Below are 17,246 nucleotides of genomic sequence, written 5' to 3'. Positions count from 1 at the left end.
TGACTTGGCGTTTGATTACAACGACAATTGCGCAGATAACAATAAATTCACTCTATCGAGCGATCCATGTTTAAAAGCTGTTTGTTCTCGCCTGTTGTTTGGGCCGCCGTGGGCTCGCTCCTGCTCGCTGCTTGTTCCCGCCCCGAAATTGACACCACAGAAGTGATTCGCCCTGTGCGGGTGATGGAGCTTCAGGCTGGTGCAAGTACCTTTGAAGAAAGTTTTCCGGGTCAAATTGAACCCCGTTATCAGGCACGCCTCAGTTTTCAGGTGGGTGGCAAATTGACCACGCGCTTGGTTGATGTGGGTGACCAGGTTACAAAAGGGCAGGTGTTGGCCAAAATTGATCCTCAGGATTTGAGCCTTGCCTTGCAGGCTGCCCAGGCGCAGTTTGATGCAGCAAGCACCGAGCATGCCCAGTTGAAAACGGATTTGGAACGTGCCAAAACCCTGAAGCAGCAAAACTTCATCAGTCAGGCCGAACTGGATCGTCGGCAATTGGCATTTGACGCTGCCAGCAGCCGTTTGAGCCAGGCACGTGCGCAATTAAGCACACAGGCGAATCAGCGCCAATATGGCGACCTGCGGGCGCCAGGCCAGGGGGTAATCTCCGCCGTGTATGCCGAAGCAGGGCAGGTCCTGGCCCCCGGGCAGGCTGTCGTGCAATGGGCCGATGAGAATGATGTTCAAGTCAGCATGGCTGTCCCTGAGAACCGTGTCAGCGAGATCAAGCCAGGGCAGGAGGCACGGGTGCAATTGTGGTCTGGCAAACAGACCTTGAATGCAAAGGTAAGGGAAGTTTCCCCTGTGGCCGATCCAGTCACCCGTACTTTTGCGGTGTTGCTTGATGTAGCCGACCCTTCCAGAATTTCCCGTTTCGGCATGAGCGCGACGGTGGAATTTTCCAAAGCTGCCGAGTCCACCGCCTTCAAATTGCCCATTTCCGCTTTGGTGGCTGAACACACTGGCGCTTTTGTGTGGGTGTTTGACGAAAAGCAAGGTGTGGTCAACAAACGCGTTGTTCAGCCTTATGACGTTTCTGAAAGTGACTTTCTGGTGAAAGACGGCCTAAACAATGGCGAGTTGATCGTGACCGCAGGTACCCATGTTCTGAATGAAGGACAAAAGGTTCGTCGCTTCATCGAAACCAGCGACCTCTCCAAATGAGAAAAATCAATCTGTCGCGTTGGGCGCTTGAAAACCAGCCCTTGGTTCGCTACCTCTTGGCTGTGTTCATCTTTGCCGGGGTGGCTGCATTCTTTTCTTTGGGGCAAGAGGAGGATCCTCCCTTTGTGTTTCGCGGCATGGTGGTGCGGGCCTATTGGCCGGGCGCAACAGCCATGCAAATGGGGCAACAGGTGGCTGACCCGATTGAAAAGGTCATTCAGGAAATTCCTTACGCCTACAAAATCCGCTCGTACTCCAAACCTGGCGAAACCGTCATTTTTCTTCAGCTGGATGACAGCGCACCACCCAAACAAGTGGCCGATATTTGGTACACCACCCGAAAACGGGTCAGCGACATGGCAGGGACACTGCCGCGTGGAGTGGTGGGGCCATTTTTCAACGACGAATTTGGCGATACTTTCGGGGTGTTGCTGGCATTCTCCGCAGATGGTTTCGAGTACGCGGAGTTGAAAGACTTCGTGACGCAAGTACGCCAGGAAATGCTCAAAGTGCCCGATGTGGCCAAGGTGCAATTGTTCGGTGTTCAGCCTGAAAAGGTGTTTATCGATGTCTCGCACTACAAAATTGCCCAATTGGGCATTTCCGCGCAAGACATTTTCAATCAAATCAACAGCCAGAACGCAGTGACTTCTCAGGGTGTTTTAAGCCTTGAGGATCAAAAGGTGTGGTCAAGGGTACAGGGTCAGTTCGAGTCAATTGATGACCTTGCCAATATGCCGATTCGGGCAGGCAGAAACACACTCTTGCTCAAAGACATCGCACACGTTCATCGCGGCTACCTGGACCCGCCTGTGTCCAAAATGCGCTTCAACGGCAAAGAGGTCATCGGCCTGGGTATTTCCATGGTCAATGGTGGCGACATTATTCGCTTGGGTCAGGAACTGGAGAAAGTAGAGCGCCGCATACTGGCGGAACTTCCCGTGGGAATCGAGCTTCAGCGCGTGGCGGATCAGCCGAAATCAGTCAGCACTTCAGTCAACGAGTTTGTCAAAGTGTTGATCGAGGCGATTGTGATTGTGCTGGCGGTCAGTTTTTTAAGTTTGGGCCTTCACAGCAAGCCGTTTCGAATTGACACGCGGCCCGGTCTGGTGGTCGCGTTGACCATTCCATTGGTATTGGCGCTCACCTTTTTGGCCATGTCGTTTTTCAACATTAACCTGCACAAAATCTCGCTGGGTGCGCTGATTATCGCCCTGGGTTTGCTGGTGGACGATGCCATCATTGCGGTTGAAATGATGGTGCGCAAACTGGAAGAGGGCTATTCGCGCTTCGATGCCGCAATTTTTGCATACGATTCCACCGCGATCCCGATGCTCACCGGGACCTTGATTACCGCAGCAGGTTTCCTGCCTATTGCCTTGGCACAGTCAGCGGCTGGCGAGTACACCTATTCAATTTTTGCGGTCACCGCCATTGCCTTGGTGCTCTCGTGGTTTGTGGCGGTTATTTTTGTGCCTTACATCGGTTATTGGCTGTTGAAGAAACCCAAGGATGGTGAAGGGCATGCCGAGGTTTTCGATACACCGTTTTATCAGCGTTTCCGTCGCTGGATCGAGGTGTGCGTCAACCACCGCTGGATCACGATTGCCGTCACGGTGATCGCTTTCATTGGTGGCGGCTATTCATTCAAATTCATTGAGCAGCAATTCTTCCCCGATTCCAATCGCCTGGAAATCATGGTGAATTTGTGGTTGCCCGAGGGCACTGCATTTGAGGAAACTGAAAAGCAGGCCATCAGGCTAGAGCAATGGCTGGCCGATCAACCGGAAGTGCAGGGCTATGCCAGTTTTGTGGGTGACGGGGCACCGCGTTTTTATTTGTCGCTTGACCAAAAGTTTGTTCAAAGTAATTTGGCCGAACTGATTGTGATTCCCAAAACTTTCGAGGATCGGGAAATACTTCGGGGCAAACTCAAAGAACATCTCGAAAGCAGTTTTCCGGATATTCGCCCGCGAATTACCCTGTTGCCCAATGGTCCGCCTGTGACTTATCCGGTGCAGTTTGTGGTGCAAGGCCCAGACCCTCGCGTAGTGCGTGTAGTGGCCGACAAAGTGAAGGAGGCGGTGGCTTCAAGCGAATACACCCGTGGCACGCATGACAACTGGAATGAAAACATCAAAGTCATGAAGGTGGAGGTAGACCAGGCCCGTGCTCGTGCTTTGGGTGTCAGCAGCCAAAGCATTGCAGAGTCCTCGCACGTCATTTTGTCGGGCGCTACCATTGGGCAGTACCGGGAAAACAACCGTTTGATCGACATCGTGTTTCGCAATCCCGAAAGCGAGCGCGACACCCTGGCTGAATTGATGAATGCCAATGTACCCACGGCGAGTGGCGCCTATGTGCCTTTGTCCCAAGTGGGCAAGGTCACCATGAGTTTTGAGCCCGGGGTGATTTGGCGTGAAGGCGGCGAATTTGGAATTACCGTGAAGGCCGATGTGGTTTCGGGCATTCAGGGCACCACGGTGGCCCTGGCCATGAATAAAGCGCTCGATCCCTTGCGTGCCGAACTTCCGCTCGGGGTGAGTGTGAATCTGGATGGCCTCGCAGCAGATTCGGGCAAAGCCCAAGAATCAATCATGGCCAATGTGCCCTTGATGCTGTTTATTGTGCTCACCTTGCTGATGCTGCAACTGAAAAGCTTTGGAAGAACCTTGCTGGTTTACTTCACCGGGCCACTGGGTATTATTGGTGCCGCCTTGGCCCTGATCATCACAGCGCGCCCGTTTGGCTTCGTGGCGCAGCTGGGTGTGATTGCCCTGTTTGGCATGATTATTCGGAATTCGGTCATTTTGGTGGATCAAATTGAGCAGGACAGGGCTGCGGGCGTAGACCCCTACGAGGCCATTATTGGTTCAACCATTCGGCGCTCCCGGCCAATTTTGTTGACTGCAGCGGCAGCCGTGCTGGCCATGATCCCCTTGATGCGTTCCCAGTTTTGGGGGCCCATGGCGGTGGCCATTATGGGCGGGCTGATTGTGGCTACTCTATTAACCCTGTTTTTCCTGCCCGCCTTGTACGCTGCGGCCTACCGCATCCGCAAACCCCGGCCTTAAGCTGAATCAGGCACCTACCATCGCAACACCTGCGTGGTCCAGGCCGTGGTGAATTTTTTGAACGGGGTGATAATTTTCTGCTCAGTCAACAAGTGGTACCCGGCACTCTTGTGCACTTTCAGCTCAGCCACGCGCATTCGGAACAACGCCCGCAGTGGTCTGGCAAACAGGCGTTGATCGGCAGGCATGCTTTTCCACGCCAGCTCGGCATTTTCAAGCAAATGATTGCCTGTCTCGCTGAACATCGCATGGGTGGCTTCGTTGTGTTCCCTGCGCTTCAGTTGTTCTGCGGTAACACCGTGCCTGGCCAGTAATTCGACCGGCAAGGGTTGAAACCCCTGATCAAGGTACTTGGCCATCCGGAGAAGCTGACATAGCCGTGTGGCCGTGGCCCAGAATTCCTGCAGTTGCGTGCAGTCCGTGCTTGCATCAGCGAAACGGGACTGAATCAAACTGACCCACGGTTTGGTTTCAAGCAGCACATCTTTGTGCCAATCCGCCATGCTGTTGTAGCGCTTGGGTTCGCATCCGCTGGCAACTTTATTAATCAACTCACCCCAGTGTTCAGCGGGTATTTTTGCAATCACAGGTTTTGAAATGGCCGTAATCACCGGGTGAGGGTTGCTGTTACTGGCTGCGTCAGCCAGGGCATTTTGCCACCAGCCCAGTTTGACTTGTGTCAAGCCAGCCTCCAGTTGTTTCAGGCAAGCCTGACGCAATTCATGGTTCAGCGTGAAGCAGCCCAGCCAAAACGCCTTGAACTCTTCGGTTTGAAACAGGGTTGCATAGTGCAGGGAAGCGGTTTCCCCGCTTACTTTTTCGCGACAGTAGGCAAGCGGGTTTTCAAGAGATACAGCCATGTCACCTTCTAAATTGGGGTATTGCAGTCAATAAGTGACATTGTAAGGGCTTCAAAGTTAAAATCGGGCTATAATGCGCGCCTGCATGCGGATGTGGCGAAATTGGTAGACGCACCAGATTTAGGTTCTGGCGTAGCAATACGTGAAGGTTCGAGTCCTTTCATCCGCACCACCCCTCTTGTGCCCCGGGTATATCGCTTCTGGGGCGGTCCAGTTTTACCAAGCCCCCGCCAAAGCAGCTTCATACTTGTGTAAGATATCGGCAATTGTAGAGCCTTTACGCCCATTAACCACCCCCTTGGTCAACTACACCAAGGCAACTAGTTCAAGAGTTCCAAATGACTGAAACAACCACCACCGCCAGCCCGCTCGAGAAAACCATTTCCTTGAAGCTGTCGGTTGAAAAAATCAATGCTGAAGTTGAAAAGCGCCTGAAAAAGGTGGCTCGCACAGCTCGCATGCCCGGTTTCCGCCCAGGTAAAGTGCCCATGAAAATGGTGGTACAGAACTATGGTCCCCAAGTGCATTCCGAAGTGTTGAACGACGAAATTGGCCGTACTTTCAGCGAAGAAGTTCAAAAGCAGGATCTGCGTGTGGCTGGTCAGCCCCGCATCGAAGCCGCCAAGGACGCCGCTGACGACTCATTTGAGTTCAATGCCATTTTTGAAGTGTTCCCGGAGGTGAAGTTTGGTGACTTCGCCACGCTTGAAATCGAAAAAACCGTGGTTGAGGTTTCTGACTCCGAAGTGGACAAAACCATTGAAATTCTGCGCAAGCAGCGTGCCAGTTTCGCTGAGGTTGATCGCGGATCGGATGAAGAAGACAAAGTTACCCTCGACTTCGTGGGCAAAATTGACGATGTGCCTTTCGACGGCGGCACAGCCGAAGATTTCTCCTTCGTGATTGGCAAAGGTCAAATGCTGCCTGAATTCGAAGCTGCGGCCAAAGGCCTGAAAAAAGGCGAAGAGAAAACCTTCGACCTGGCGTTCCCCGCCGATTACCACGGCAAGGATGTTGCAGGCAAAACTGCCCAGTTCACAATCACGATCAAGAAAGTGGAAGGTCCTCAGTTGCCCGAGCTGAACGAAGAGTTCGCCAAGGCCATGGGCATTGCCGACGGTTCGCTGGAAAAGCTGCGTGAAGACGTGCGCGTGAACCTGAGCCGCGAAGTCAGCAACCGCACCAAGGCGCAAACCAAGGAAGCGGTCATGAATGCCTTGTTGAAAGTGACGGAATTCGACGTGCCCAAGGCGCTGATTCAATCAGAAACGACTGAACTGGCCTCTCGCGCCCGTCAGGACCTGAAAGCCCGCGGCATGCAAAACGTGGAAGAAATCCAGTTGCCCGAAGACATTTTCGCTGCACAAGCCGAGCGTCGCGTTCGTTTGGGTCTGATCGTGTCAGACTTGGTGAAAGAAAACAGCCTGCAAGCCAAGCCAGAACAAGTGCGTGCCTTCATCGAAGAGCAGGCGCAAAGCTACGAAAACCCCGCAGAAGTAATGCAGTGGTATTTTCAGGACCGCGCCCGTTTGGCGGATGTAGAAGCGGTTATTCTGGAAGACAATGTGGTTGAATTCGCTTTGAGCAAATCCAAAGTGGTTGAAAAGAAATTGTCCTTTGACGAACTGATGGGAAATAAATAAATGATCTGGAACCCTCGCTCTATGACTAACAACATGAACAATTCTGGTGCGCTTGAAACCCAAGGCAATATGTATGTTCCCATGGTGATTGAGCAAAGTGGTCGGGGCGAGCGGGCCTATGACATTTATTCGCGCTTGCTCAAAGAGCGCGTCATTTTCCTGGTGGGGCCGATCAACGACCAAATGGCCAATGTCATCGTGGCCCAAATGTTGTTTCTGGAAAGCGAAAACCCTGACAAAGACATCGCGCTGTACATCAACAGCCCGGGTGGATCTGTGTCTGCTGGCATGGCCATTTATGACACCATGCAGTTTATCAAGCCTGATGTCTCTACGCTGTGTACAGGCCTGGCCGCCAGTATGGGCGCGTTCTTGCTGTCTTCTGGCACCAAGGGCAAGCGTTTTTCCCTGCCCAACAGCCGTATCATGATTCACCAGCCTTTGGGTGGCGTGCAAGGTCAGGCATCGGACATTGAAATTCACGCCAAGGAAATTTTGTATTTGCGTGAAAAATTGAACGGAATTCTGGCCGAGAACACAGGTAAGTCAATCGAAGAGATTGCGCGTGACACAGATCGTGATAACTTTATGGGTGCAGACTCTGCCAAAGAGTATGGCTTGATTGACGACGTGTTGAAGCACCGTGTGCCTCCAGCCGACAAGAAGTAACTGCAGTAACATTAAAACCTGGATTTCTTGATTGCCCCCAAGGGGGCTTTCCAGAGGATAAAAGATGTCAGAAAAGAAAGGCTCAAGCGAAAAGCTGCTGTATTGCTCCTTCTGCGGCAAAAGCCAGCATGAGGTTAAAAAATTGATCGCAGGGCCCTCTGTGTTCATCTGCGATGAATGCATTGAGTTGTGCAACGACATCATTCGTGATGAAGCAGCCGAGGCCACGGCCACAGGTGGTGGCGACAAGCTGCCTACCCCCCAAGAAATTCGTGCCATTCTTGATCAATATGTGATTGGTCAGGACAAAGCCAAGCGTGTGTTGGCTGTAGCGGTTTACAACCACTACAAGCGCCTGCGCCACATGAGCAAGAAAGACGACATCGAATTGACGAAAAGCAATATTTTGCTGGTTGGTCCCACGGGTTCCGGCAAAACTTTGTTGGCGCAAACACTGGCCCGCTTGTTGAATGTGCCTTTTGTCATCGCCGATGCAACCACACTGACCGAAGCTGGTTATGTGGGTGAAGACGTTGAAAACATCATTCAGAAGCTGCTGCAAAGCTGCAACTACGAAGTTGAAAAAGCACAACGCGGCATCGTCTACATTGACGAAATCGACAAAATTTCCCGCAAGTCGGATAACCCGTCTATCACCCGTGACGTATCGGGCGAGGGCGTACAACAGGCCTTGCTGAAATTGATCGAAGGCACTGTTGCCTCTGTTCCTCCACAGGGCGGGCGCAAGCATCCAAATCAGGATTTCGTCCAAATCGATACCACCAACGTACTATTTATCGTGGGTGGTGCGTTCGAAGGTTTGGACAAGGTAATTCGCAACCGTTCCGAGCGTTCGGGCATCGGTTTTGGTGCCACGGTGAAAAGCAAGGAAGAGGGCAATGTGGGAACCCTTTTGGCCGAAGTTGAGCCAGAAGACCTGATCAAGTTCGGTATCATTCCTGAACTGGTGGGTCGCTTGCCTGTGATTGCCACGCTTGAAGAACTGGATGAACCGGCTCTGATCGAGATTTTGACCAAACCCAAAAACGCCATGGTCAAGCAGTTCGAGAAGTTGCTTGAAATGGATGGTGCTGAACTTGAAGTTCGTCCCTCAGCGCTTAGCGCAATTGCCAAGAAAGCGATTCAGCGCAAAACCGGTGCGCGTGGTTTGAGAACCATTCTTGAACAGGCCTTGCTGGGCATTATGTACGACCTGCCTGGCGATACCAATGTCAAGAAAGTGGTAATTGATGAAAATACAATCAACGGCACAGGCCAACCTTTGTTGATCTACGAAGACCAGCCCAAAGTGGCCAGCAGCAAAGACAAATCCTGATGCTGAAAACCACGTCAAAACAGATTGTAAAATGACAAAAAAAGCCCAACTCCACGGTTGGGCTTTTTCTTTTCAGTGGTATTGTTTATTTGTCGTGAAATAAAGCTTGAATAAGCGCGTTTTAACCCCACTGTAGGGTTATGCATTTAATAGGTGATTCATATGTCAGCAACTAACGTGCTTCCGGAACAACCCATCGAATTGTCATTGCTTCCCTTGCGGGATGTGGTCGTGTTTCCACACATGGTGATTCCTCTTTTTGTGGGTCGTCCAAAATCCATCAAGGCACTTGAAATCGCGATGGAAACTGGCAAAAGTATTCTTTTGGTGGCACAAAAATCGGCCACCAAAGATGAGCCCAGCGACAAAGACATTTACAACATTGGCTGCGTGGCCAATGTGCTGCAAATGCTGAAATTGCCCGACGGCACTGTGAAGGTATTGGTAGAAGGTGTGCAGCGTGCGCGCCTGACCAAGGTAAGCGACGAGGGTACACACTTTGCGGCCACAGCCTTGCCTTTGCTGCCCGATCCTTCACAAAGCCCCGAAACGGAGGCCATGAAGCGTGCCGTGATGGCGCAGTTCGATTCCTATGTGAAATTGAACAAAAAAATTCCACCGGAAATTTTGACATCGCTGGCCAGCATTGAAGACATCGGTCGCTTGGCCGACACCATTGTCAGCCACTTGCCATTGAAGCTCGAGCAGAAGCAGTCCATTCTGGAAACCTTCAGCATTGCACAGCGCTTGGAAGCTTTGCTTTCTCAACTCGAAACCGAGATCGACATTCTTCAGGTTGAAAAGCGCATTCGCGGTCGTGTGAAGCGCCAAATGGAAAAAAGCCAGCGCGAGTACTACCTGAACGAGCAGGTCAAAGCCATCCAGAAAGAACTGGGCGAAGGCGAAGACGGCGCGGACATGGAAGAGCTTGAAAAGCGAATCAAAGCTGCACGCATGCCCAAGGAAGCCTTGAAGAAAGCTGAAGCCGAATTGAAGAAGCTGAAGTTGATGTCACCGATGTCGGCTGAAGCCACGGTGATTCGCAATTACATCGATGTGCTGGTGGGTTTGCCCTGGAAGAAGAAAACCAAAATCAACAATGATTTGGCCAATGCCGAGAAGGTGCTGGACGAAGACCATTATGGTTTGGAAAAAGTCAAAGAGCGCATTGTTGAATACCTCGCGGTACAACAGCGTGTGGACAAACTCAAGGCCCCAATTCTGTGCCTGGTGGGCCCTCCCGGGGTTGGTAAAACATCGCTTGGTCAATCTGTGGCCAAGGCGACCAACCGCAAGTTTGTTCGCATGGCCTTGGGTGGTGTGCGCGACGAAGCTGAAATTCGTGGTCACCGCAAAACCTACATTGGTTCGATGCCAGGCAAGGTCTTGAACAGCATCACGAAAGTGGGTGTTCGCAACCCGCTGTTCTTGCTCGACGAAATTGACAAGATGGGTCAAGACTTCCGTGGCGACCCTGCATCGGCTTTGTTGGAAGTACTCGATCCTGAGCAGAACAGCACTTTTGTGGACCACTATGTTGAAGTGGAATACGACTTGAGCGACGTGATGTTTGTGGCCACCGCGAACTCGCTGAACATTCCGCATGCGCTGCTTGATCGTATGGAAGTGATTCGCTTGAGCGGTTACACCGAAGACGAGAAAGTAAATATCACGCAAAAGTATTTGCTGCCCAAGCAGTTGAAAAACAATGGCGTGAAAGACGAAGAACTGAGCGTTTCCGAAGCAGCGATTCGCGATGTCATTCGCTTCTACACCCGCGAGGCTGGTGTGCGTGGACTTGAGCGTGAAATGTCCAAGATTTGCCGCAAGGTTGTGCGTCAAATGGTGTTGGGCAAGAACGAAAAGAAAGTGCAGGTCACACCAAAGAACCTCGACAAATTTTTGGGTGTTCGTCGCTTCAATTTCGGCATGGCCGAGAAAGAAAACCAAGTGGGTCAGGTGACTGGTCTGGCATGGACAGAAGTGGGTGGTGAATTGCTGACCATTGAAACTGTCTCCATGCCTGGCAAGGGCAACGTGATTCGCACGGGTTCCTTGGGCGATGTGATGAAAGAATCGGTGGAGGCTGCCCGTTCAGTGGTTCGCGCACGCGCTAACCGCTTGGGCATTCGCAACGATGCGTTTGAAAAGCGCGACATTCACGTGCATGTTCCCGAGGGGGCCACACCGAAAGATGGGCCTTCAGCAGGTATCGCAATGACCACTGCATTGGTGTCTACTTTGACGAATATGCCTGTGCGTTCTGATGTTGCGATGACTGGTGAAATTACCCTTCGTGGTGAAGTGTTGGGCATTGGCGGATTGAAAGAAAAGCTGTTGGCTGCACACCGTGGTGGCATTAAAACCGTACTTATTCCTGAAGAAAACGTGAAGGATTTGGCGGAAATTCCATCCAACGTGAAGAACAGTTTGGAGATTATTCCGGTGAAATGGATCGATCAAGTGCTGCAACATGCCTTGGAATCGCTTCCAGAGCCAGTCTCCGAGCCAGCAGAGGTGATTGCTGGCAAAGCTGATGAGGCTGCTGCAAACCCCAGTGTAAAGCACTGATATCAATCGTTATTTTAAACAGACCTCCGCACGAAAATGCGGAGGTTTTTTTTTGTGCATCGCGGAAAGCCGCACCAGGCCTTAAAAATAAGGGTTATCAGCCCGCAAAATGTGTTGACAGCTAGGTTTCAGGCATGTCTAAATTAAGAACTGGAAGCAACGTGGTGCCTGATTTTGGGCACTTTTTATTTGTCACCATGAGGGGGCTTTTTACATGAATAAAACCGAACTGATCGATCAAATTGCTGAGTCAGCAGAAATTTCCAAAGCGGCCGCTGGTCGTGCATTGGATGCAATGATTGCTGCTGTTAAAACTACTTTGAAAAAAGGTGGTTCAGTAACTTTGGTTGGTTTTGGAACCTTTGCTGTTGGCAAGCGTGCTGCACGTAGCGGCCGTAACCCACGCACTGGCGCAACAATCAAAATCAAGGCAGCCAAAGTGCCAAAGTTCCGTCCTGGCAAAGCCCTGAAAGACGCAGTGAACTAAATTTAAAATTTTTTTGACAAAAGGTATTGCAGGCCCAGTTAATTTGTATATAATTGCGGTCTTGGCTGATTCGCAGCAAGACAAACACTAGTAAAACAGTGAGCGTCGGGTGCTTAGCTCAGTTGGTAGAGCGGAGCCCTTACAAGGCTTAGGTCGGGAGTTCGAGCCTCTCAGCACCCACCAACATTGCGAAACAGCAACCAACTTTGGAGTGGTAGTTCAGTTGGTTAGAATACCGGCCTGTCACGCCGGGGGTCGCGGGTTCGAGCCCCGTCCACTCCGCCAAACAAAAAAGGGAATCTTCGGATTCCCTTTTTTCATTTCCGCGCTCATTCATTTCCAACCCCGGCCGCGCCCCGCACGGTTTCCCGGTGTGTACCTTCAGGTATAGTATCCGCTTGTTGTTCAACACTAACGCCATCAAAAACCATGTTTGAATTCATCCGAAACAATCAGAAGATCATGCAGTTTGTGCTGCTGCTGTTTATTGCACCCGCATTCGCCTTGTTTGGTCTTGAGGGATACAACACTGTCAGCGCAGATGCCAATGCCTTGGCGATCGTGGGCGACTACCCCATCAGTCAGGAAGAGTTCGATCAGGTGAAGCGTGAACGCATTGAAGAAGCACGAGCACAGTCTGGCGAGAACTTTGATCCCAAGGTGTTTGAATCACCCGAAATCAATCGACAGTTGCTCGACACATTGGTGTTGCAATATTTGCTTCAGCAGTCTGTGCAGAAGCAATATTTGACAGCTTCAGACAAAGCGTTGGCCGAAGACATTGCGCGCACTCCCTTGTTTCAGGTGGATGGCAAATTTGACCTCGAAACTTACAAGCGTGAATTGGCGGCGCGTGGTTTGACGCCGACTCAACACGAAGCGAATGTGCGTTTTGGATTGGCGAGAAACCAGGTGCTGGACCCGGTGTTGCGCGCATCATTTTTTCCCGACACATTAAAAACCCAATTAGACGATGTGCAATTGGCTGGCCGTGTAGTGCGGGTCAAGAACATTGATTTGACGCCTTACTTGGCAAACGTCAGCATTACCGATGAGCAAGTAGCCGCATTTTATGAAGCCAACAAAGCGCAGTTCATGGCTCCACAAAAAGCCGATGTTGAGTATGTGGTGTTGTCGCCAGATACCATTAAATCAAAAATTCAAGTTAGCGATGCAGACATCGCTGCTTACTACGAACAAAACAAGGCTCGTTTTTCAACACCTGAAGAGCGTCGTGCCCGCCACATTTTGCTGGATGCCGAGAAAGAAGGAGCTTCTGCTGATGAGCTAAAGGCTGCAGCTGAAAAAGTACTTGCGGAGTTGAAAGCGAATCCGTCCAAGTTTGCTGAACTTGCGAAGCAGTATTCAACCGATTCGGGCTCAGCGAATCAAGGTGGGGACCTTGGGTTTTTTGGAAAAGGCGCGATGGTTCCCGAGTTTGAGCAAGCCGTGTTCACTCAGAAAAAAGGTGAGTTGAGCGGTTTGGTGAAAAGCCAGTTTGGTTATCACATTGTAGAAGTTACCGACATTCGCGGTGGTGAAGTGCAATCGCTTGAGGAAGTGAAAAACCAAATTGCAGATGAAATTAAAAATCAAAAAATGACTGCGCAGTATGCCGATGCACAAGGCCGTTTCGCCGAGTTGGTATACGAAGGCGGGCAGTCGTTTGAGAATGTGGTCAAGGAAATTGGTGTACAGCCGCAAACCCACAACGGTTTGACACAAGGTGCGGTTAATGCACCTGAAGTGTTGAAAGATGCGAAGGTGATGGCTGAAATTTTTTCATCAGAATCAATTGAAAACAAAAACAACACCAAGGCTGTACAAGTGGGTGAAGCCATGGTGTCTGCACGCATTGTGAATTACACCGCTGCAACCGCACGGCCGTTGGAAGAGATGAAGCCGGTTATTCAGGCACGACTGAAGCAGGAAGAAGCGGCCAAGGCGGCTTTGAAAGACGCAGATACCTTGGCGGCAAAACTGGACAGTGAAAAGCCACAGGCTGGTTCAGCGTTGCTGGACGATTTCTCAGATTCTAGAACTGTATCGGCGTTGAATGCCGAAGGCTTGCCTGGTTTGGTGGCTCAGTCCGTGTTGAACACAGGTGTGTCTGAACTACCCAAAGCGAAGGTGGTTGGACTGGGCAACAACGGCTATGCAGTGGCTTGGGTTGAAAGCAGTGCACCGTCTTCGGAAGTGAAAGCAAAGGCCGACCCGCAAGTGGTGCAGTACTACGAAAACATTGCCGGGCAGGTGTATCAGGAAGCCTTGTTGTTGGCTGCTCGCGATGCAATGAAAAAGCGTGTTGAAGTCGAGATCAAGAAGACGTTTTGATCTTGGTTTGCAGCGCGTTACTCATTCTGACTTGATCTTGAATTGGCAGAACGATGCAACGCTACTGCAAATCTGGGCCGCACCATCAGCGGCCCCTTCCTCACAGGCAAGTTTGCATTCACTTTAACGTTGCAGAAAACGTCGGCCAAATATTTTCCAGAATCTTTGCTTGTGCGCCGGCATTGGGATGAATGCCATCGGCCAGGAACGATGCAGGGTCTAGCGCAAAACCTTCAAGCATGAATGGCACCAAGGGCACCTTTTGTTTGCGTGCAATTTCTCCGAAAGTATCACCAAAACGGCGGGCATACGCTGGCCCGTAATTCGACGGAATTTGCATGCCAATCAATACAGCCTGCGTGCCATTGCGCCGGGCCGCCACCAGCATGTTGGTGAGGTTGTCTTTCATGGTGTCTAGCGATAAACCGCGCAATCCGTCGTTGGCACCCAGCTCCAGAATCATGTGGCTGGGATTGTGTTGTTTCAACAGCGCAGGCAGGCGTGTTTTGCCACCCGCAGTGGTTTCACCCGATACCGACGCATTCACCACCTTGCAGTGGGGGAACTTTTCAGCCAAACGGCTCTCCATCAAAGCGACCCAGCCTTGTTCTTTGGGCAAGCCATAGGCGGCTGAAAGGCTGTCGCCCATCACCAGAATTTTGCATTCCTGGCCTGTATTTGCGGCAAAGCTGGATACACTGGTGGATAAGCCGAAAGCGATCAGGCCAAATGCCAAGGCGTTTCTAATTTTTTTTGCAGTAAAGGCAAACATGAGTCGTGCAATCCTCGAAGTCGAAGGTTTAAATCAGTTGGTTCAAGACGGGCAAAGCAGTTTGTCCATTCTCGAAAACATTTCTTTCACTATAAATCAAGGTGAAGCAGTTGCCATCGTGGGTGCTTCAGGTTCAGGCAAATCCACTTTGTTGGGCATGCTTGCAGGGTTGGACATTCCATCCAGCGGTGCAGTTCGCTTTTTGGGGGAAGACTTAACTCAACTTAACGAAGACCGGCGAGCCAGCCTGCGCGCTGAGCATGTGGGATTCGTGTTTCAGTCATTTCAACTGTTGGACCACTTGAGTGCGCTTGAGAACGTGATGCTGGCTACAGAGCTTACGCCCATGCCCAATCGCGAAAAGGCCTGCAAGGAAATGCTGGATCGGGTGGGTTTGGGCGATCGTTTGAACCACACGCCCAAGACCCTCTCAGGCGGTGAACAGCAACGTGTGGCACTGGCCAGGGCTTTTGTGCGCAAACCCACGATTGTGTTTGCAGATGAACCCACCGGCAGCCTGGATTTTGCAACCGGTCAGCGAATTATCGATTTGATGTTTGACCTGCAGAAAGAGTTGGGCACCACTTTGATTTTGGTCACCCACGATGACAAACTGGCCGCCCGTTGTTCGCGGCAGTTAACCATTGCGGCGGGCGCTTTGGCTCAAGAGGTGGTTTAAACACGACTTCATGCGCTGGGCTATTTCGCTGGCATGTGAAATGAACAAGCCCTCGCGTTCGCGGCCAAGCGGCTCAATGGCCAGGCCATGCAGGTAAACAGCAAACGAAGCGGCTTCGAACTCATCAAGCCCCTGGCCCAACATGGCGGCCACCGCACCGGCCAACACATCACCGCTTCCTGCGGTTGCCAGTGCCGGGCCACCCGTGGTGTTGATTTCCAGTTGTGTGGCGTTGCAAATCAAGCTGCCGGTTCCTTTCAACACCACGGTGCAATCAAATTGAGTGGCCAGCGATCTCGCAGCTTGAACACGATCGGCCTGAATCATCTCGGTGGTGCTTTGTAACAGGCGTGCCGCTTCAAGAGGATGTGGTGTAAAAACCATGGCTTTTCCCGGGTGTTTTTGCCTGTAGTGTTTGAATCGTGCCCGCAAGTCCGAATTTGCCGCGAGCATGTTCAGTGCGTCAGCGTCCCACACCATGTTCAAGCCTTTGTCGTGTTCAAGCAGTGCGCAAACCATGCGCAAGGCGTCTTCACTTTGCCCAAGGCCGGGTCCGACCACGGCGGTGTCTGCAAATGCCAAATTCTCCTCGATACCCTTGTTCATGATCTCGGGAAACATCAAATCGAGAAAGGGCGTTTGGCCTTGACGTTGAACGTCGGGCAAGTGCATGTCTGCTTCATGAAGCAGGCTCAAGGCCACGCGACCGCAGCCGAGCATCAAGGCGGCTCTGGCGCTTAACACACAGGCACCCACCATGCCTTGTTGGCCGCCCAGAACGGCGATACTGCCAAAGCTGCCTTTGTGGTGCTCATGGCTGCGCATCGGTAAACGTTGCAGCTGTTCGTGGCGTGAAAAAACCCGAATGACCGAACCCAGCTTGTCAGCTTTTACCAGGTTCTCGAGCAAGGCGTCACAGTTCAGGCTGTCTACCCACAGCTCACCGCACAAACCCTTTCCCTGTTGGCTTAACAGTCCATGTTTGCAGGCCAGGTAGCTGAAGGTGGTGTGGGCCTGAATGGCCACGCCGGGTACATGGCCCGTGTCACTGTTCAGCCCGCTTGGGCAGTCCAGGGCATACACCCGTGCCTTGTGGTGGTGGGCATTGACATGTTGAATCAGCTGCTTAATCAAGCCCTGAGGCGGGCGGTCACAGGCAATGCCAAGCAGCCCGTCGACAACAACAGTGCCATTTTGAATGTCTGGCAATGGCATGTCGGGTTCAAGTTCTATGGGCTGTATGCCATGGGCCAGTGCCCAAAGTACTGCCTGCATGCGGTCTTTGGAGCCTGTTTTGCCTTCGGTAAGCTGATATAAATCCACCTGCAGGCCTTTGCGTTTCAGTTCTCCGGCAACAATGCAGGCGTCGCCCCCATTGTTGCCCGGCCCGGCCAGCACCAGGCAGCGCGCTGAATGTGTCTCGCTGTGAACAATTTGATCCACAATTTTCAGGGCTGAACGCACACCTGCGGCCTGCATCAGCAAGAACGAATCGACTTGCGCGAAAGCAGCCTGCTCTAATGCTCGAATTTGCTTTACCGACAGCACCGGCATTGATTTTTGGTCCACCTGCTGCCAGTTGGCATGGCCAAGGTTCTCAGGGTGTAGGTCAATCAGTTCAGGCATGCGTATTCCATGGAAATTCAGGGTGGTT

The 17,246-nt window shown here is 51.7% G+C and carries 12 protein-coding genes and 3 tRNA genes; 12 read left to right on the top strand and 3 right to left on the bottom strand.

Annotated features, from left to right (window positions below):
• The first annotated feature begins 66 nt into the window (after positions 1-66).
• Positions 67-1,167 (top strand): efflux RND transporter periplasmic adaptor subunit, encoded by a 1,101-nt coding sequence (locus FCS97_RS08635; RefSeq protein WP_138518045.1) that lies wholly within the window; start codon positions 67-69, stop codon positions 1,165-1,167.
• Positions 1,164-4,241 (top strand): efflux RND transporter permease subunit, encoded by a 3,078-nt coding sequence (locus FCS97_RS08630; protein ID WP_138518044.1) that lies wholly within the window; start codon positions 1,164-1,166, stop codon positions 4,239-4,241. The genes FCS97_RS08635 and FCS97_RS08630 overlap by 4 nt, the downstream gene beginning before the upstream one ends.
• Before the next feature lie 14 nt (positions 4,242-4,255).
• On the opposite strand, the gene FCS97_RS08625 is transcribed toward FCS97_RS08630, so the two are convergent.
• The gene (locus FCS97_RS08625; protein ID WP_138518043.1) at positions 4,256-5,101 is read right to left on the bottom strand and encodes a squalene/phytoene synthase family protein; all 846 of its coding nucleotides are present in this window, start codon (positions 5,099-5,101) and stop codon (positions 4,256-4,258) included.
• Between the two features lie 87 nt (positions 5,102-5,188).
• Here FCS97_RS08625 and FCS97_RS08620 point away from each other — a divergent pair.
• The 9 genes from FCS97_RS08620 to FCS97_RS08580 all read left to right on the top strand — a co-directional run bounded on the left by FCS97_RS08620 (position 5,189) and on the right by FCS97_RS08580 (position 14,141).
• Positions 5,189-5,273 (top strand) — tRNA-Leu (locus FCS97_RS08620).
• A gap of 166 nt (positions 5,274-5,439) precedes the next feature.
• Positions 5,440-6,744, top strand: coding sequence for a trigger factor (gene tig / locus FCS97_RS08615; protein ID WP_138518042.1), 1,305 nt, complete (start codon positions 5,440-5,442; stop codon positions 6,742-6,744).
• A gap of 21 nt (positions 6,745-6,765) precedes the next feature.
• Positions 6,766-7,413 carry an ATP-dependent Clp endopeptidase proteolytic subunit ClpP gene (clpP, locus tag FCS97_RS08610; protein WP_138518041.1) on the top strand — a complete coding sequence of 216 codons (648 nt, stop codon included), beginning with the start codon at positions 6,766-6,768 and terminating at the stop codon, positions 7,411-7,413.
• A gap of 64 nt (positions 7,414-7,477) precedes the next feature.
• Entirely contained in the window at positions 7,478-8,749 is a 1,272-nt protein-coding gene (gene clpX, locus FCS97_RS08605) for an ATP-dependent Clp protease ATP-binding subunit ClpX (RefSeq protein ID WP_138518040.1), read from the top strand.
• A 162-nt stretch (positions 8,750-8,911) separates the two neighbouring features.
• Complete coding sequence (lon, locus tag FCS97_RS08600; protein WP_138518039.1) at positions 8,912-11,320, top strand: endopeptidase La; 2,409 nt, start codon at positions 8,912-8,914, stop codon at positions 11,318-11,320.
• Positions 11,321-11,534: 214 nt separating this feature from the next.
• The gene (locus FCS97_RS08595; RefSeq protein ID WP_105029303.1) at positions 11,535-11,807 is read left to right on the top strand and encodes an HU family DNA-binding protein; all 273 of its coding nucleotides are present in this window, start codon (positions 11,535-11,537) and stop codon (positions 11,805-11,807) included.
• A gap of 107 nt (positions 11,808-11,914) precedes the next feature.
• Positions 11,915-11,990 (top strand) — tRNA-Val (locus tag FCS97_RS08590).
• A gap of 25 nt (positions 11,991-12,015) precedes the next feature.
• Positions 12,016-12,092: transfer RNA gene (locus FCS97_RS08585), tRNA-Asp, on the top strand.
• A 144-nt stretch (positions 12,093-12,236) separates the two neighbouring features.
• Complete coding sequence (locus FCS97_RS08580; protein ID WP_138518038.1) at positions 12,237-14,141, top strand: SurA N-terminal domain-containing protein; 1,905 nt, start codon at positions 12,237-12,239, stop codon at positions 14,139-14,141.
• Between the two features lie 118 nt (positions 14,142-14,259).
• Here FCS97_RS08580 and FCS97_RS08575 read toward each other — a convergent pair whose 3' ends face one another.
• Positions 14,260-14,913 (bottom strand): arylesterase, encoded by a 654-nt coding sequence (locus tag FCS97_RS08575; protein ID WP_138518037.1) that lies wholly within the window; start codon positions 14,911-14,913, stop codon positions 14,260-14,262.
• Between FCS97_RS08575 and FCS97_RS08570 the strand changes: the two genes are divergently transcribed.
• Positions 14,912-15,592: an ABC transporter ATP-binding protein gene (locus FCS97_RS08570; RefSeq protein WP_138518036.1), complete on the top strand. Its 681-nt coding sequence runs from the start codon at positions 14,912-14,914 to the stop codon at positions 15,590-15,592. The two genes, FCS97_RS08575 and FCS97_RS08570, sit on opposite strands and share 2 nt — an antisense overlap.
• On the opposite strand, the gene FCS97_RS08565 is transcribed toward FCS97_RS08570, so the two are convergent.
• Positions 15,551-17,218, bottom strand: coding sequence for an NAD(P)H-hydrate dehydratase (locus FCS97_RS08565; protein ID WP_138518035.1), 1,668 nt, complete (start codon positions 17,216-17,218; stop codon positions 15,551-15,553). The genes FCS97_RS08570 and FCS97_RS08565 overlap by 42 nt on opposite strands.
• Between the last annotated feature and the right edge of the window lie 28 nt (positions 17,219-17,246).

Source organism: Limnobacter alexandrii (assembly GCF_005871185.1).
Taxonomy (GTDB): Bacteria; Pseudomonadota; Gammaproteobacteria; order Burkholderiales; family Burkholderiaceae_B; genus Limnobacter; species Limnobacter alexandrii.
The sequence above is the reverse complement of the archived record's forward strand: the minus strand, read 5'-3'. Positions and strand labels throughout refer to the sequence as shown.

Excerpts from the sequence above, each read along its gene's own strand:
- FCS97_RS08630 (WP_138518044.1), top strand. The coding sequence starts at position 1,164 with ATGAGAAAAATCAATCTGTCGCGTTGGGCGCTTGAAAACCAGCCCTTG.
- FCS97_RS08570 (WP_138518036.1), top strand. The coding sequence starts at position 14,912 with ATGAGTCGTGCAATCCTCGAAGTCGAAGGTTTAAATCAGTTGGTTCAA.
- FCS97_RS08575 (WP_138518037.1), bottom strand. The coding sequence starts at position 14,913 with ATGTTTGCCTTTACTGCAAAAAAAATTAGAAACGCCTTGGCATTTGGC.
- FCS97_RS08625 (WP_138518043.1), bottom strand. The coding sequence starts at position 5,101 with ATGGCTGTATCTCTTGAAAACCCGCTTGCCTACTGTCGCGAAAAAGTA.
- clpP (WP_138518041.1), top strand. The coding sequence starts at position 6,766 with ATGACTAACAACATGAACAATTCTGGTGCGCTTGAAACCCAAGGCAAT.
- clpX (WP_138518040.1), top strand. The coding sequence starts at position 7,478 with ATGTCAGAAAAGAAAGGCTCAAGCGAAAAGCTGCTGTATTGCTCCTTC.
- FCS97_RS08580 (WP_138518038.1), top strand. The coding sequence starts at position 12,237 with ATGTTTGAATTCATCCGAAACAATCAGAAGATCATGCAGTTTGTGCTG.
- FCS97_RS08565 (WP_138518035.1), bottom strand. The coding sequence starts at position 17,218 with ATGCCTGAACTGATTGACCTACACCCTGAGAACCTTGGCCATGCCAAC.
- lon (WP_138518039.1), top strand. The coding sequence starts at position 8,912 with ATGTCAGCAACTAACGTGCTTCCGGAACAACCCATCGAATTGTCATTG.
- tig (WP_138518042.1), top strand. The coding sequence starts at position 5,440 with ATGACTGAAACAACCACCACCGCCAGCCCGCTCGAGAAAACCATTTCC.
- FCS97_RS08595 (WP_105029303.1), top strand. The coding sequence starts at position 11,535 with ATGAATAAAACCGAACTGATCGATCAAATTGCTGAGTCAGCAGAAATT.
- FCS97_RS08635 (WP_138518045.1), top strand. The coding sequence starts at position 67 with ATGTTTAAAAGCTGTTTGTTCTCGCCTGTTGTTTGGGCCGCCGTGGGC.